The following is a 16,172-nucleotide window of genomic DNA, read 5'->3' as shown; positions in this document are numbered from 1 at the left end:
CTCTACTCACTCTCTACACTCCGTCTTTTGTGCTTAATTATTCAAATACGAAAGGCAGAAAATGACACAACTTACTAGACGCGAACGCCGAGAGCAGGCAGCCGAATTCATTAACCATTGCTCAAATCAACAATTTCCTAATTCAAAAAAAGTCTATATTAAAGGCCAACATCACGACCTTAAAGTCGGTATGCGGGAGATTGCACTTGCCGATTCACTCATTGGCGGTGACAAAGACAACCCAATTTTAGAACCGAACGATCCAATACAAGTTTACGATACCTCAGGTCCGTATACTGACCCCGACGTTCAGATAGACGTGCACAAAGGGTTACCGAAACTTAGAGCAGAATGGATAGCCCAGCGCAACGATACTGAAGAACTCGCGGGCGCTTCATCGGGGTACAGTCAACAAAGACTTGCGGATGAAGGTCTTGACCACATTCGCTTCGATAACTTACCAAAAGTTCGTCGTGCCAAAACTGGTAAAAACGTCACCCAAATGCATTACGCCAAACAAGGTATCATCACCCCAGAAATGGAATACATTGCGATTCGCGAAAACCTCAAACGCCAAGCGTTAAAAGGCGACATTCTAAAACAACAACATCAAGGCCAAAGTTTTGGGGCAGAGATACCTGAACAGATCACGCCAGAGTTTGTCCGTGACGAAGTAGCCAGAGGCAGGGCCATTATTCCTTGTAACATCAATCACCCAGAAACCGAGCCTATGATCATTGGTCGTAACTTTTTAATCAAAGTTAACGCCAATATAGGTAACTCAGCGGTGACTTCAAGCATTGAAGAAGAGGTAGAAAAACTCGTATGGTCCACCAAGTGGGGCGCAGATACCGTAATGGATTTGTCTACAGGCCGATATATTCATGAAACTCGAGAGTGGATTGTTCGCAATTCACCGGTCCCAATAGGCACCGTTCCTATCTATCAAGCCTTAGAAAAAGTAAATGGCGTCGCTGAAAACCTAACGTGGGAAATATTTAGAGACACTCTTATCGAACAAGCTGAACAAGGGGTAGATTACTTCACTATTCACGCTGGTGTCTTACTTCGCTATATACCAATGACTGCAAAACGTGTCACAGGTATTGTTTCTCGTGGTGGGTCTATTATGGCCAAATGGTGCTTGTCACATCACCAAGAAAACTTCTTGTATACCCATTTTGAAGATATTTGTGAGATTTGTAAGCAGTACGATGTTGCCTTTAGTCTCGGTGATGGCCTGCGACCAGGTTCAGTCGCTGACGCTAACGATGAGGCTCAGTTCAGCGAATTAAAAACCTTAGGGGAACTGACAAAAATCGCCTGGAAACACGACGTTCAAGTCATGGTAGAGGGCCCTGGGCATGTTCCACTGCACATGGTAAAGGAAAACATGGAGGAGCAACTCAAGCATTGTGACGAAGCGCCATTTTATACGCTTGGACCACTCACTACCGATATTGCACCCGGGTATGACCACATCACATCTGGAATAGGTGCAGCCAACATCGGCTGGTACGGCTGCGCAATGTTGTGTTACGTAACCCCTAAAGAGCACTTGGGCTTGCCAAACAAAGAAGATGTCAAAGAGGGACTAATCACCTACAAAATTGCCGCTCATGCCGGTGATTTAGCCAAAGGTCATCCAGGCGCACAAATTCGTGATAATGCCTTGTCAAAAGCACGTTTTGAGTTTCGCTGGCACGATCAATTTAACTTGAGTTTGGATCCCGAGCGTGCCTTGGCCTACCACGATGAAACTTTGCCACAAGAATCAGGCAAGGTTGCTCACTTTTGCAGTATGTGCGGACCAAAGTTTTGCTCAATGAAAATATCTCAAGAAGTTCGAGATTACTCTGCCAACCTTAACAACAATAAAGACGACGATGACTTATTGACCATTAAAATGGTTGGCATGGATGAGATGTCACAAACCTTTAAAGCAAAGGGCTCTGAGCTTTATCACGCTGCTCAAAGCGCAGACATCGAATAAACGCGTTTAGGACACTGACTGTGAATGTAGCTATCGTAGGAGCTGGACTATTAGGGCGAACCCTTGCCCTAATGCTGCACAACACTTTGCCACAACAAGCCGTCATAAGCTTATTTGACAAAGGCCAGCTGTCTGATTCTGAGCAAACTGCAAAAATTGCCGCAGCGATGATTGCGCCAACGGCTGAGGCGACTCACAGTCCGTGTTTAATTTGTGACATGGGCGAGCAAAGTGTCAACCTTTGGCCTAAGTTACTATCAGTCTTGGGTTGTCATTCAAAACACTTCCACCAGCGCGGTTCTTTGGTGGTTGCTTTTCCGCAGGATTTGGCTGAATTACATCATTTTAACAATCAAATCCCTGATGAAAAAAAAGATAGACTTCGAGCGGTCAGTTCTGTTGATATTGAGTCGCTGGAACCAGAGCTTACTAGACGTATAGCAGGTGGTTACTTTATTGAGGGCGAAGCGCATCTCGATAACGACGCCTTTTTAAATGAAGTGGACTCAAAACTAAAAGCAAGCCACGTCCACATTCGCGAGAATACAATCACGTCACCTAGTGAATTATTAAACCGCGCTGATGAGTCATTTGATTTGGTCATAGATTGTCGAGGAGTCGGTGCCAAAACAGAGCATAACTTGAAGACACTTCGGGGGGTGAGAGGCGAAGTTATTCGGGTATATGCGCCCGAAGTCAATTTGGCACGACCTATCCGGCTTATGCACCCCAAATACGCACTTTATGTTGTCCCAAAACCCAATCACCGCTTTGTTATTGGCGCCACAGAAATAGAGTCAGAATCAGATTCGCCGATAACGGTTCGCTCTACTCTGGAGTTATTATCCGCCGCATTTAGTATTCACTCTGGATTTTCTGAAGCCCAAATAGAGCAAGCAAGTGTCGGTTTACGCCCGGCTATGCCAGACCATTTACCTATTGTTAAAGAGCGCGATAGATTAATTCAAATTAATGGCTTATATCGTCACGGATACCTATTACTGCCAACATTGATTAAACAAGTTTGGCCAATCATAGGTGAAAGGTTGAGCCTTAACCTTCCTTGCGTTTTTGAGGAGCCCTCGGACTTACACATGCCACTCACTCCAGCTATTTCACCGACTTTGTCTAAAAAACAAATTTATGAGGATCAACAATGAACTTAATTGTTAATGGTCAACAAGTTACCTTTGAATTTAAGGAAAAAGAAACCATCAATGCCGCTTTGGCACAACTTGATTTTACACCACCATTTTCAGTCGCGGTTAATGGCGAGTTTGTAGCAAGGGCTCAATACTCTTGTGTTCTATTAAGTGAAGGTGACGCAGTGGATGTAGTGTCACCCATATTTGGTGGATAACAAACTCCTAACCCAGCTTGATATGGCCCCCTAGAGTAATTCAAGCCGAACATTAGAGAAACCCAATGAAGCAAATCGAAAACAAGTTGACCATTTATGACCAAAGCTTTGATAACCGACTATTGATTGGAAGTGCACTTTATCCAACTCTGGCAATAATGACCGAAGCGGTTAAACAAAGTGAAAGTCAAATCATCACTTTGTCGCTAAGACGACAGGCGGTATCTTCTAACCGCTCCCAGCCCAGCTCTAATGACAATGCGTTTTGGCAACATATACAAACACTAGGGCTGACCCTTTTGCCCAATACGGCTGGCTGCCAAACGCCTAAAGAGGTGATCAACATTGCGCAAATGAGTCGAGAGGTCTTTGCGACCGATTGGATAAAGCTAGAGCTAATTGGTGACGAATTTTCGCTACAGCCCGATACTATTCAATTAGTTGAAACTGCTAAAAAGTTGATAAATATGGGCTTTAAAGTACTTCCTTATTGCACGGATGATTTAATTGTTTGTCAACGCTTGGTGGATGTTGGTTGCGAGGTTGTCATGCCTTGGGCCTCCCCTATCGGTTCGGGCCAAGGTATTCTCAATCGCTACGCTCTGGAGACGATTCGTCAACGCTTACCAGATACTACGCTAATAATAGATGCGGGGATTGGCAAACCATCCGACGCCTGTATGGCGATGGAGATGGGCTACGATGGTGTTTTACTCAATACTGCAATTGCAAAGGCCACCAACCCTGTCGCCATGGCAAACGCATTTAAGCATAGCATTAAAGCAGGACGGTTAGGTTATGAAGCAGGCCTGATGCCCAAGCGAAACAGTGCATCACCGAGCACTCCAACGATAGGTATGCCTTTTTGGCATCAAGATAATTATGAACACCATGACTGATATACCAATGACGAAAGGCAAAACTTGCCAAACTGTGAAGTCGCAGCCTAACGACTGCAAACTTCCAACACACTCTGTAAGCCCTCTGGTTTGGAGTATTGCAGGCTCGGACTGTACCGCAGGAGCTGGAATTCAGGCAGACACCAAAACTATTCATGCGTTAGGCGGTATGCCTAATACCATAGTGACAGCCGTTACGGCACAAAACCAGTTGGCCGTTAACAGTATCAATGCGGTCTCGATAGAAGTACTACAGTCTCAATTTGAAGCTCTGATCATGGCAAGTTCACTCGAAGATGCGGAGACAGATCATTTACCTCAAGTAATAAAGGTGGGCCTGCTGGCTAACGCAGAACAAATAGACTGGCTATGCAGGCAACTAAAAACATGGAAATCTTTGAGTCATCTACCCCCTCCTATTGTTGTTTTTGACCCTGTCATATCGGCGACTAACGGCGATCATTTAACAGAAGATAACTTAGTGGAAACACTTAAATCTGACTTCCTACCACTGGTTGATGTCATCACTCCAAACGCCAAAGAAGTTCAGCTTTTTACCGGAGTTTATTTGTTTTCACCATCGTGTATGGAAAGCGCAGCCATGCGATTTAATGAGCTAGGTTGTAAAGCTGTCGTGATAAAAGGAGGACATGTCGACATTGAGTCCGGGTTCTGTATTGATTTGGGAATGGACTTTGATTTCACATTAAATAATAACCCCCAACAAAATACGTATTGGTTAAGCACCCCCAAAGTTGAAACCGAGCGTACTCATGGTACTGGTTGCACGTTTGCTTCCGCTCTTGCGACAGAACTAGCAAAAGGCCAACACTTTAGAGATGCCATTACCATTGCAAAGGCTTTCATTAATGATGGATTAATTGCCACAAAAAAAATTCAAATAGACCGAAAACTAGCCAATTCAACGGATTTGATTTATGGACCGATTGTCCAACAAGGCGTACCAGATAAGCTAACGGTTTTTCCTGTTACTTCTAGAGACTTTTCATCGAGTTTAGCGTCGCCTCTATCTTTATCTGAAGCTCTATCTTTACCTGAATCTCTGTCTTTAACTGAGCGTCAAAATTTAACAAGAGCTTCAACGCCGACCTCTCACTCTAAGGCAAACTCTCGGTCCGCGGATTCCTCGACATCCACACCAAGTTCATCCGAATTGACCGCACCCAAAGGCTTTAAAACCTTGGACACAAATAAACTAGCTTTATACCCCGTGGTTCCAGATTTAGCTTGGTTGAAGGTGTTACTTGAAGCCGGTGTAAAAACCATTCAATACCGAGACAAACACCTTAACGGAGACGCTCTTGATAAAGCCATAGAACAAGCAGTAACCCTCAGTAATCAATATGATGCCCAATTGTTTATAAACGATTTCTGGGAGTTAGCAATTAAACACCGGGCTTTTGGAGTTCATTTGGGACAAGAGGATTTAAAAGAAGCTGACCTAACTGCAATCAAAGCAGCAGGGTTGTGTCTTGGCGTCAGTACCCATGGTCATTTTGAGTATTTGGCAGCATTACAACTAAAACCAAGTTACTTAGCTATTGGTGCGATATTCCCAACTCAAACCAAAGATATGACAGGACAAATTCAAGGCTTGAACAATCTACAACAACTGTGCGACTTGCAGAATGAGGTCCCTATTGTCGCAATTGGCGGAATAACTCTAGAAAATGCCCAGTCTGTTTTGTCAGCGGGGCCAGAGAGTATTGCGGTTGTTACTGCAATCACTAATGCACCTTGCCCAAAATCGGCTGTTGAGCAATTTGAAAAGCTCATTGCCTCACCTTCTTCAAAGTCTAAGTGCTCTCACGCATCCTCATAAATGCTGGCGTCTGAAATAGGAAACGATTAATGACTTCTCCATCATCAATTACCACAACTCCTCCACCCCAAAGCTCAAAGGAACGGTTAAGCGACCGAGAATATTTGCGCTACAATAGACACGTTATGCTCGAGAGTATTGGAGAAAAAGGTCAGCTCCAATTGAAAAACTCACGTGTTCTTATCGTCGGTATGGGTGGACTTGGTTGCCCTGTGGCCCAATATTTAACGGCATCTGGTGTTGGTCACTTGACCTTAGTCGACCATGATGTCGTAGAGATCAGTAACCTACAACGACAAGTACTGTTTAATCATGAGAATTTACAGCAACCAAAAGTAACGGCAGCCCAACACGTTTTATCGAAACTAAACCCTCTCGTTCACATTCAAACTTATCAAGATAATATTCAAACGGTGTCATCACACTCCGCCTTTGAGTGGACTAATTTTGATCTTGTATTGGATTGCTCAGACAATAAAACATCCCGATTATTTGTGAACCAAGCTTGTGTTAAATCTAAACGTCGACTCATTACGGCTGCCGCCACACGTACCCAAGGGCAGCTAATGAGCTTTGATTTTGCTCAGACAAATTCAGCTTGCCTTGAATGCGTATTTCCAAAGGACTTACCAACACCTGCCAACAATTGCCAAAATGCAGGCGTACTCAGTACCTTATTGGCCGTTGTTGGAGGAATGCAAGCCAACTTGGCCATCATGACATTGCTAGGCCAGAACTCTAACTTTAATACTCTGTTTACTTTTGATGCCATGAGCCTACGACAGGCAGAGTTTAGGCTAACTTTAGATGCTCAATGTCCCGTCCACCCAGTTTAATACAGTGACCATTATTCACCCTGGATACCAAAGTATAAAAGCGGTGATTAAGTCACCGCTCGCGACGCCGAGCTTTGATTTCCGACAATAAGCAGCGCCACCATGACACACGTAAAAGACAACTGTAATAACAACCACCAAGGAATTACCACGCCAAATGTGTAGGTCGTGACGGCGAGTAAACCAAAATAACCGATCACACCAAACTGAATTAAAGCGGTAATAAACCGCCCCATGCTCAACTTATGCAACGTACTCTGTCCATTGAGACCACCTATCGATTTCGAGACCTCAGCATTACTACAACTACTAATAAGGGACTTATTTATCATCACCTTATAGATTGAGTAACCGAGTTTAAGCGCCGCAACTGATAGTAACGAAATGATAAAGCCGACAACAACAAAAGAACTCCACACCCAATATTCCGGCCAGTCGGTGACTTGCGCTGATTTTGCGGGTCCCGACCAGAGCGCATCCCAACTAACGGCTATAATCAACCCGACAGTCCCAAATAATTGTTGTCTTGAGAATGTTGGCATTTGACCGGTGCTACCTTGTGGATTAACCCCCCAACTTTCTTGAGACTCCGTCGCCAATTCATCGTCAACAGAACTAGAATAGGCTTTTAGTTCTGTAACTAAATAAAACAAAATAAGCCCGCTTGCTATCAGACCTACTGCGGGCGTAAATAATGGATGAAGTTTGATACTGTAGTATGTAAACAAATACCCAAACATTGGCAATAACGTGTGAGTTAATGTCACACCTACCACCCACACCACGGCGAGTCGACGGCACTGAAGAGAGGCCGCTCGAGACACTGTCACTATGGCCACGTCCATACCAATTCCTATCGCCATAAGAACGCTGGCAAATACAAATTCCCAAATAAAATAAGTATTCGCTTCCATACCTATTGCTCCCACTCCAACCTCAAGTCATAAACATACCGATGTTCTTCATTGATCGGCGTCGCCGTTTCATCAACTTGCTTAAGGACATTGGTCGCCTCTACTAAAGTTGCGTCTCGCCCAAACAAAAAAGACTGTTCTTCGACTATGGTTTTATAGGCTTTGTTTAACTTTAGGGCTCTTTCTTTAGAGGGAGTAATGAGCTCATGAATACTGCTGACATTAGCTACTTTAACTTTGTTCACCGAACCATTTTTATGAAACCACTTTTTAATCATCTCTTTATTTTGTCTGAATTCGTCACCACCGTTCACTCGCTCCAAATAGGTAATAAACTCTCCCTGTTTTTCACCTAGACTCGGTACGTCTGTAATTGCTTTTAAATCGATATAACCCCAGCCTTTTTTTCCTTCCACTTTACGAGCAAAAGAAAACGTCTGATCGATTGTAGAGCCGACAGAGCGATGGCAACCATTACAAAACGCCAACTCCTCTTGATGTTGAGGCCTTAACTTCCCTTCCTTGTCCTCAATCAAAGCATTAATCGTCCAGCCATAACCATTAGCGAGTCCACGCTTGCCGGCAGGGATCATTCTTGGCAGTTTTTCAAAGTGTTTTTCTTTGCGCTCGGAATAATAAGTGCTGAGCAGATTTTCTCGTTTTCGAAGCATGTGTTTGTTCATATAACGAACTTCTTTCATTCGTTTGGGGATCACCGTTTCTCCTGACTCATCGACACCTAAATAGCGAACGGTATGCATGAATTCGGTTTCCTCTGGGAATAACATCTTTAACAATGGCCTGTGACTCGCATCTCCCACATATTGATTTTGCCTCTTTATACGACTGACTTTAGTTAGTTTTCCATCGTTATTTAAATCGCGCCCAACAGCTCTCTCATCAAGTGGAATAGTGGAGAGCTCAGATAAATCTTTTATGGCCATTTCCACTAGCGCCAAATTAGTAAAGTAGACGTCAAAAGAGTACTCACCATTGAGCTCACGATATGATTTTCCTAAACGGACCATCGCATCTCCTGTTGACCCATTTGTCGGCCAAAAGGTACTTGGAAATGGTTTGTAGTTATATGCGACCCAATAGCTCCCATCGAGAGCTAAGCCATTCTCATCGAACGCTTCTTTGCCAAGGTGTAAGTTTTTTATGAAAGGAATTTGAGCCGGCCATTCAGGATCAGAAAGCTTGCTTTCGAGTTCGGTGTAATTGTCTTCATTGACGTAGTTGAGTATCTCTTGGTCAGAAATTTGTTTAATTAAATCGGTGCGGTCAACAAACAAATTTTGCCAGCTATTGCTCACACCCACATCAGAGAAAATATAAGCACCTTGAATAAGGCCATCGTTCATCGCGTTTGGTCTTTGCTCTTCTAGCGAATAGCTTTGGTGACAAACGTAACAAGGGTTGTTAGACCCTTCGGTTTTGGTGTAACACTGTGGTGGGATCACCGCTTCAGGATTGTACACTTCATTATTATCGAGGTACCACTGGGCTGGTGTGATAGTGACCTCTCGGTCACTGTCACAGCCCATTAATATTGATACCGTAACAACAACGATGAGTAAGTAATGACAACGTAAAAATTGCATTTATTCTCGTCCTTGTTCTATTACAGATTTATATTAGGGTATCTTTATTTAACTTTTGGATCGTACATCCACAATGTATCGTTGGTGCGCTCAGAGCTCGCATCTTCACCAATTAGAATTCGGCCATCATCCATTACCATCACATTGTCTGGCTGGGTGATATTATTGGCATCACAGCGAGCCGGCTTATCTAATGAAGAGCGGTAGGTACTGCCCATTAACACAGGTTCAATTCGATTCGTATCGTAATTCGCCAACAATGGTAGTCGATAAACCGCACCACAGTCTTTGACTCTATCATCAAGCTGAATATCACCTTCATCGTCAATCATGGTTTTATCCATATCCGAATTACCAAAATACATATAAGCTTGGGTGACCACTTCACCGGCAATCAAATCCACGCCCTCAACGGCTTCCTTCGCTCGCTTTTGATTGATATTAATCCCTTCGAGCTTTCTAAACTCAGCCGTTGCACCAGCATATTTAGCAGCTTGACGAGTTTCTAAAAATGCAGCTCGGTCATCCATTGGTCTACCGGCCGTGACTGTACTACCTCCATTTTCTACCGTTGGATAAGTGGCATCACCACGTGCCCACGCTTCAACATCCGCTACCGTCATGTAGTTACTCTGACCGTCTACGTAGTCATCTTGGGAAATATTGTCATACTCAGCAATCCACGCTTCTATTTGACTGTTATTTGACGTTGCAAGCTCGACCCATGTCACATCAAACCCTGTTACAGCAGGCTCTTTCGAGTTATCTTGAGTCAACTTCGCTGCATACAAAGTACCAGAGCTCAAATCTTGGGCTGCATCGGCAACAAACTTGAGAAGAACACCGCCGGTATCATCTTGGGTTGTATAAACAGTACGTTCGTCAGGCATGACGACCGAGTTTTCATGTTGTACTCGTCCAAGGGTAAAGTGCTTGACAGGAACTGGAGAAGCCGTAGTAGGTTCTGTCACTTCGACAATATAGCCATAACGATAAGTATTTGGGAAAATAGTACCGCCAGTATTGCCATTTATGTAGTTCGACATATCTGCAATATTGCCCTCAAGGTAGGGACTGACTTGCGACGGGTCACTGTGGTTCCAGCCAGAAGACGTGTTATCCATGTCATCTGCAATAATCCACTCTTCCGCTGTTAATGGCGTCCCCCAAGGTGATACTGAACCAAAACAGTTGGCGCCTGTGCCCATCACAGATGAAAAGTCCACCATCATGGCTTCTTCAACTGACCACTGACCACCTGTGTTTTTAGTGATCTTTAAACGGCTCATGCCACCTGGAATTAATTCCCAATTAGTAAATAAATATCCTTCACCAGGACCTGTTGGTACAAAACCGTTAAAGTCAGGGTTGTGATTTTCATTAATTAACACTTCGCCATCAAATGAATAAATATGCCCTACACCCTTTGCAATTTTTCCATCTAACGTGTCTCCCGTTTGAGCCAGAACTTGATAGTCACCAATTGCCACCTGAACCGTTTCCATTTCAGCTTGTGTCATAGGTACTGCTGACGATGCAACATTGGCAGGAATTTGATTAAAGTTGAGCCCTGTAATGACTCCAATTGTCCCTTTGTTAAATACTTTTCCATTAGCGTCAGCCGTGATGTTCGAGTCGGACGGGTGCTGAGCGTTAAAAAACAAGTCACCTTCTTCCGTTAAATACATTCCCGTGACTTCTGCGCCCAAAGGTACCGTCGCTATTCGGGTCAGTCCTGGAATAGAACTACCTTGTGCGTCTTGCCCATCTTTGCCATTAGCACCGTCTTGACCGTCAGCGCCATTTGCTCCATCTTGCCCGTCAGTGCCATTTTGGCCATCAGTTCCATTCTGTCCATCAGCACCAGCAACACCTTGCTGTCCTTGAGGACCTTGAGCACCGTCTTCTCCGTCTAAGTCGCAGCCTGCTAATGCTAAAGTCAGAGTGACCGCTATTACTGAAAGTTTAAACTGTGGTTTTAAAGTCGACATATTCATCCCTTATAAAGTTTGTTGGTTTGGCTAATCACAGTATCTGACTACAGGGGGACCTCAGATATTCAGCACTAGTGTTAACGCTAAACATGACAAAAATATGGACTACAAATGAACGAACTATGACGTTTTTGATGCACAAAAAAAGCGATTGTCACAATGCTAAATTTTGTCACCTCTAGTTCATAATCAAGCACTAAAGGATAACAGTGCTTTTATAGGCAAACGTGAAACATTTAAAGCTAGTGCCAAGGTTCAGGTTTGTGGAAGTAGTAACCTTGACAGTAATCAATACCTAAGTTCATCAATATTTCGTGCTCTTCTTTTGTTTCTACAAACTCAGCAACCGTTTGCATATCCATTGACTTGGCAAGTTCTACCATGGTTTTTACAAAGGTCTGGTTACGCGGGGAATTAGCGATATCACGAATAAATACACCATCAATTTTTAATTTTTGGACTGGTAACTTTTGAAGGTAACTAAACGAAGATAAGCCACTGCCAAAATCATCCAGCGCAAATTGGCAACCTAGTTTTGTTAATTCACCAATAAAAGAAATCGCCGCTTCTAAGTGCGTAATCGCATAGGTTTCTGTGATTTCTAATGTAATCTGGGCCGGGTTTATTGCTTTGGCTTCCAGTGCGGACTTAACAAAATCCGCCATCGACTCATCGGCAAGGGATAACCCCGACAAGTTAATACAATAATTATCTTTACTATTCTCTGAGTTAATATATTTGAAAGTCTGAGTAATGACCCATTTATCTATTTCCACTGCCAAACTATGCTCTTCCGCAACAGGGATAAACAATCCAGGACTTACCATTTTGCCTTCGCTGTCCGTCATCCGTAACAATACTTCAAAGGTGTCGGATTGTGTTGAAGGTTGTTCAGACTCATTGTTTTGGTGAAGACTTGGGACCAAGCGTTGACGATAAATTTCAAATTTACTTTCTGTTAATGCCCCTCTAACCGCTTTAAAAACTTCCATTTCATTGGCATGTTTTATTAAGGCTGGATCGGCTGACTGGTATTGCTGAACACGATTTCGGCCTTTTTCTTTGGCGAGTTTAATGCTCAGCATTAACGCATTCATAACGTGATCACCATCAATAAAACTATTGTCTAATTCAATCACACCGATACTAGCGGTTAATGAAAACTGTGCTTCGACTCGGCTTAAGTCTAAATTTGCAATTTCTTTTCTCAGCCTTTCAGCAAACTTTGGTACGTCAGCATGTTCAATGAGTGGTGAAAAAACGGCGAACTGATCATTACTAATCCTCGACACTAAACTTTTGCTAGGTGCGATTTCTTTTATCAATTCAGTGGCTAACTTAAGAGTCTCATCCCCCTTACCAAAACCAAGTGCATTGTTAAAAACCTGAAAGCGATCGATATCAACCAAAAATGCACCGCCTGTTTTAGGCTCGAGCAGCGATACAGACTCATCTAGCTGTCGAACAAAGCTCGCTCTATTCATCAAACCAGTTAAAGAGTCATGGGACTCATTAAACTGAATTTTTTTCATCATTTTATATTGTGAAATTAGACGCTGCCGCTTTGAAAAATAACTGACTAACAACACCACTGTAATCGCCAGCCAAATTAGTAGCGAACGTGAATACGTATCGAACAATAATTCATCTGAATACTCTTTGTCCAAACGCACCGCTACTTGCCAACGAGTATCAGGGATAGGCGTTACCACACTAAATTCTGCCACTTCAAGTTCGGACATCTGTAAATTAGTAACAACTTGCTCTTGTAATGCTTTAACAGAAGAAAGTTCTACCTTTCCTACTAAGTCCTGTCTCAGTAGGAAAAGCTCTTGTTGAGGTAATCGATAGTCGCTGAGTAATTCGATAAGTTTGGTTGGCTTAAATGCGACGAAAATATAATTTTCTGAGCCTTCAAGGGGCTCTAATAAGTCGTAATGAATCGACGTGGCACTGCGATGTAAAAACAAGTGCTCCTGAGATTGATGCTCTAAAGTGGAGTTTATTTCTTCTTTACAGTCTTGGAGAAAGTCCCCCGTAATGTGTTTGAAAACTCCGTGACCTTTTTCATCGATAACAGAGAAAAGTCGAACATCCGGAATATCCAATCTCAATTGCTCTAATAAGTTTAGGTACTCTTCTGTCTTACTCGAGGGTCCTTGAGCAACAAGCTCGTTTAACTCATTTTGATAAACCCAAGCAAAATGGCGGATATCTTGTCTCAAACTGTCAATGTGACTTTGATACTCTCGAACCACCTGAAGAGAGACCGACTCCATTAAAGAGGCTTGGTACTCTTTGTGAACTTTTACCGTTAAATAGCTGTGCCAAACAAACACAATTAACAATAAAAAAATACCGAAGATCAATAACCGCCTCGATACTAAAAGTTCTTTGTATAGAAATAATTTTGGCGTAGTAAATGCCGACTCGGCCACAGACTAATCCTTTTAAAGAAAAAAGGGCCGAAAAAGGCCCTAACTTACTGTCATATATAAAAGTTTAGTTTATTTTTTTTGATGTGCCAGAATTTCAAACGCCATTTCCTCGGCACGGTCCATCAAACGTCCATAACGCCCACTGTTTGCAAAGTGTCCCGCACCCATATTCATTCTCATGATTAACAGGTTGTCATCGGTTTTCATCGCACGCATTTTGGCTGTCCACTTTGCTGGCTCCCAATAAGTCACACGAGGATCGTTAAGCCCTCCCGTTACCATCATTGGTGGATATTCGCGCTTTTCAATATTGTCATATGGCGAGTATGAGCGAATTAACTCAAAATACTTTTTGCTCTCGATTGGGTTACCCCACTCTTTCCACTCAGGTGGTGTTAGCGGTAATGATGCATCTAGCATAGTATTGAGAACATCAACAAATGGGACCATTAGCGTTACAGAACGCCACATTTCTGGAGCTTGAAGTGTCACAGCACCCATCATCTCGCCACCAGCACTGCCACCTGCAATAGAAATATTACCGCTGTTTACATAGCCCTCTTTGACCAAGTATTTTGCAACATCAACAAAATCGTTGAATGCGTTATTACGGTTGTCCATTTTGCCATCTAGATACCAGCTGTAACCCATTTCATCGCCGCCACGAGTGTGCGCTATTGCATAGGCAAAACCACGATCTAAGAGGCTAAGTCGTGTCGTAGAAAACGAAGGTGACATTCCAGCTCCATATGCGCCATAAGCATATAAAGAAAGCGGGTGGCTACCATCTTTCTTAAAACCCTTTTTGTAGACAATAGAAATAGGAATCTCTGCTCCATCTCTAGCTGGTGCCATTAAACGAACCGTTTCATATTGGCTCTTGTCGTATCCTGATGGGATCTTTTGTTGCTTGCGCTCTTCTAATTTCTTACTTTTAAAATCAAAATCATAAACAGTTCTAGGCGTTATCATTGACGTGTAACTCACACGAACGTGATCTTGCTCGTAACTAGGATTAGCGCCTAAACCTACGCTATAAACTGATTCTGGGAACGTTATATCAAAACTTTCACCAGATTTTGGAATAACATGCATTGCCTGAAGGCCACGGCGGCTTAACTCTACAACGGTATGGTTAGCAAAAAGTTCATAACCTTGTATGTAAAGGTCTTCGTCGCCTTCTATTACACTTGTCCATTTTGGCGACAACAGGTCGGTCTCAGACATTTTGACCAAGCGGAAATTAACATGTTTATCATTGACTAACGCATAAACTTCGCCATTTGCGTGATCAACATCCGGCTGTAAATTTTGCTCTCTGGCAAATAATTTTGTGCCAGATTTGTTCAGGTCATTGGCATCGAACAACCATACTTCTCTTGCATCAAAATTGCCTGTTTCAACAATTAAGAATTTTTCACTTGTGGACAGATCTGCCGACAAGAAGAAGCCGGTGTCAGATTCGGCAAAAAGTACTTGTTCAGACTCTGAGTTGTCTAACTTCGCTTTGTTTATTGATTCGGTACGCCACGCATTTTTCGCTAACTTACCATAAACTAACGTATTGTTGTCGCCAACAAAGGAGACAGACCCGTTTGAGTCTGAAATTTTTGCCGCTAACTTTTTAGCCGCTTTAATGTCTCTGACAAAAATGTCGTAACGTTCGTCACCTGAGGTATCAACACTGTATGCGACTAACTGGTTATCCGGGCTGATTGAGATATCACCAATAACAAAATAGTCATTGCCCTCTGACAAGGCTTGCTCATCTAAATAAACTTCTGTAGTTCCGCTTTCAAGGTTTTTACGATAATGAGTGCGATAATTATTACCTTCTTTATACTCCCACCAGTACTCATAACCTTTTTTGACATATGGTACAGATGTATCCGTTTCATCTACACGGCCTTTGAACTCTTCAAATAAAGTATTTATTAATTCTCTATTTGGCTCCAAAAACGACTGGTAATAGTTGTTTTCAGCATTGAGATAATCCAGTACCTCTTTGTCGTCAGTATTTGGATAACTTTCATCACGTAGCCAGTTATACGGATCTGAGACCTCAATACCATGATGGGAAAAGGTATGAGGTATTTGCTTTGCCACAGGTGCAGCAATGGGAAGTGCTTTCAGTCTAGGATATTGCATGGACTCTTCTTGTTGGGCTACTGACGATTCGGTTGAATCTTTAGCTAATTGAGTAGTTTGTTGATTTTTTGTCGGTGCGTCGCCACAGGCGGCCAGTGTGAGTACTGATGCACCCACTAACGCAGCATAATTCCATTTCATAG

General features: G+C 43.0%; 11 protein-coding genes. 6 read left to right on the top strand and 5 right to left on the bottom strand.

The annotated features are described in order from the left end of the window. Positions 1-61: 61 nt before the first annotated feature. From thiC to AC4E96_RS05125, 6 genes are all read left to right on the top strand, one after another. A complete protein-coding gene (thiC, locus tag AC4E96_RS05150) occupies positions 62-1,993 on the top strand; it encodes a phosphomethylpyrimidine synthase ThiC (RefSeq protein WP_490255091.1) in 1,932 nt (643 codons plus the stop codon). 20 nt (positions 1,994-2,013) lie between these two features. Further along, positions 2,014-3,153 carry an FAD-dependent oxidoreductase gene (locus AC4E96_RS05145; RefSeq protein ID WP_490255090.1) on the top strand — a complete coding sequence of 380 codons (1,140 nt, stop codon included), beginning with the start codon at positions 2,014-2,016 and terminating at the stop codon, positions 3,151-3,153. Further along, positions 3,150-3,353, top strand: coding sequence for a sulfur carrier protein ThiS (gene thiS, locus AC4E96_RS05140; protein ID WP_488032351.1), 204 nt, complete (start codon positions 3,150-3,152; stop codon positions 3,351-3,353). Before AC4E96_RS05145 ends, thiS begins: the two co-directional genes overlap by 4 nt. Before the next feature lie 65 nt (positions 3,354-3,418). Then, on the top strand, positions 3,419-4,252 hold the full coding sequence (locus tag AC4E96_RS05135; protein WP_490255089.1) for a thiazole synthase: 834 nt from the start codon (positions 3,419-3,421) through the stop codon (positions 4,250-4,252). After that, the gene (thiE, locus tag AC4E96_RS05130) at positions 4,236-6,095 is read left to right on the top strand and encodes a thiamine phosphate synthase (protein ID WP_490255088.1); all 1,860 of its coding nucleotides are present in this window, start codon (positions 4,236-4,238) and stop codon (positions 6,093-6,095) included. The genes AC4E96_RS05135 and thiE overlap by 17 nt, the downstream gene beginning before the upstream one ends. A 29-nt stretch (positions 6,096-6,124) precedes the next feature. Continuing rightward, complete coding sequence (locus AC4E96_RS05125) at positions 6,125-6,931, top strand: HesA/MoeB/ThiF family protein (RefSeq protein ID WP_490255087.1); 807 nt, start codon at positions 6,125-6,127, stop codon at positions 6,929-6,931. Between the two features lie 47 nt (positions 6,932-6,978). On the opposite strand, the gene AC4E96_RS05120 is transcribed toward AC4E96_RS05125, so the two are convergent. The 5 genes from AC4E96_RS05120 to AC4E96_RS05100 all read right to left on the bottom strand — a co-directional run bounded on the left by AC4E96_RS05120 (position 6,979) and on the right by AC4E96_RS05100 (position 16,170). Then, on the bottom strand, positions 6,979-7,845 hold the full coding sequence (locus AC4E96_RS05120) for a hypothetical protein (protein WP_490255086.1): 867 nt from the start codon (positions 7,843-7,845) through the stop codon (positions 6,979-6,981). 2 nt (positions 7,846-7,847) lie between these two features. Further along, positions 7,848-9,392 carry a hypothetical protein gene (locus tag AC4E96_RS05115; protein WP_490255102.1) on the bottom strand — a complete coding sequence of 515 codons (1,545 nt, stop codon included), beginning with the start codon at positions 9,390-9,392 and terminating at the stop codon, positions 7,848-7,850. 101 nt (positions 9,393-9,493) lie between these two features. Beyond that, positions 9,494-11,446 (bottom strand): alkaline phosphatase PhoX, encoded by a 1,953-nt coding sequence (locus tag AC4E96_RS05110; RefSeq protein WP_490255085.1) that lies wholly within the window; start codon positions 11,444-11,446, stop codon positions 9,494-9,496. A 239-nt stretch (positions 11,447-11,685) separates the two neighbouring features. Next, the gene (locus AC4E96_RS05105) at positions 11,686-13,881 is read right to left on the bottom strand and encodes a putative bifunctional diguanylate cyclase/phosphodiesterase (RefSeq protein WP_490255084.1); all 2,196 of its coding nucleotides are present in this window, start codon (positions 13,879-13,881) and stop codon (positions 11,686-11,688) included. Positions 13,882-13,950: 69 nt separating this feature from the next. Then, positions 13,951-16,170: a S9 family peptidase gene (locus AC4E96_RS05100; protein WP_490255083.1), complete on the bottom strand. Its 2,220-nt coding sequence runs from the start codon at positions 16,168-16,170 to the stop codon at positions 13,951-13,953. Positions 16,171-16,172 lie beyond the last annotated feature (2 nt).

The sequence above is a fragment of the Psychrosphaera sp. genome (genome assembly GCF_982872775.1).
The sequence above is the reverse complement of the archived record's forward strand: the minus strand, read 5'-3'. Positions and strand labels throughout refer to the sequence as shown.

Bases quoted from the DNA above. Each gene is read 5' to 3' on its own strand.
- thiE (WP_490255088.1), top strand. From the start codon at position 4,236: ATGAACACCATGACTGATATACCAATGACGAAAGGCAAAACTTGCCAA.
- AC4E96_RS05135 (WP_490255089.1), top strand. From the start codon at position 3,419: ATGAAGCAAATCGAAAACAAGTTGACCATTTATGACCAAAGCTTTGAT.
- thiC (WP_490255091.1), top strand. From the start codon at position 62: ATGACACAACTTACTAGACGCGAACGCCGAGAGCAGGCAGCCGAATTC.
- AC4E96_RS05125 (WP_490255087.1), top strand. From the start codon at position 6,125: ATGACTTCTCCATCATCAATTACCACAACTCCTCCACCCCAAAGCTCA.
- thiS (WP_488032351.1), top strand. From the start codon at position 3,150: ATGAACTTAATTGTTAATGGTCAACAAGTTACCTTTGAATTTAAGGAA.
- AC4E96_RS05110 (WP_490255085.1), bottom strand. From the start codon at position 11,446: ATGAATATGTCGACTTTAAAACCACAGTTTAAACTTTCAGTAATAGCG.
- AC4E96_RS05100 (WP_490255083.1), bottom strand. From the start codon at position 16,170: ATGAAATGGAATTATGCTGCGTTAGTGGGTGCATCAGTACTCACACTG.
- AC4E96_RS05120 (WP_490255086.1), bottom strand. From the start codon at position 7,845: ATGGAAGCGAATACTTATTTTATTTGGGAATTTGTATTTGCCAGCGTT.
- AC4E96_RS05115 (WP_490255102.1), bottom strand. From the start codon at position 9,392: ATGGGCTGTGACAGTGACCGAGAGGTCACTATCACACCAGCCCAGTGG.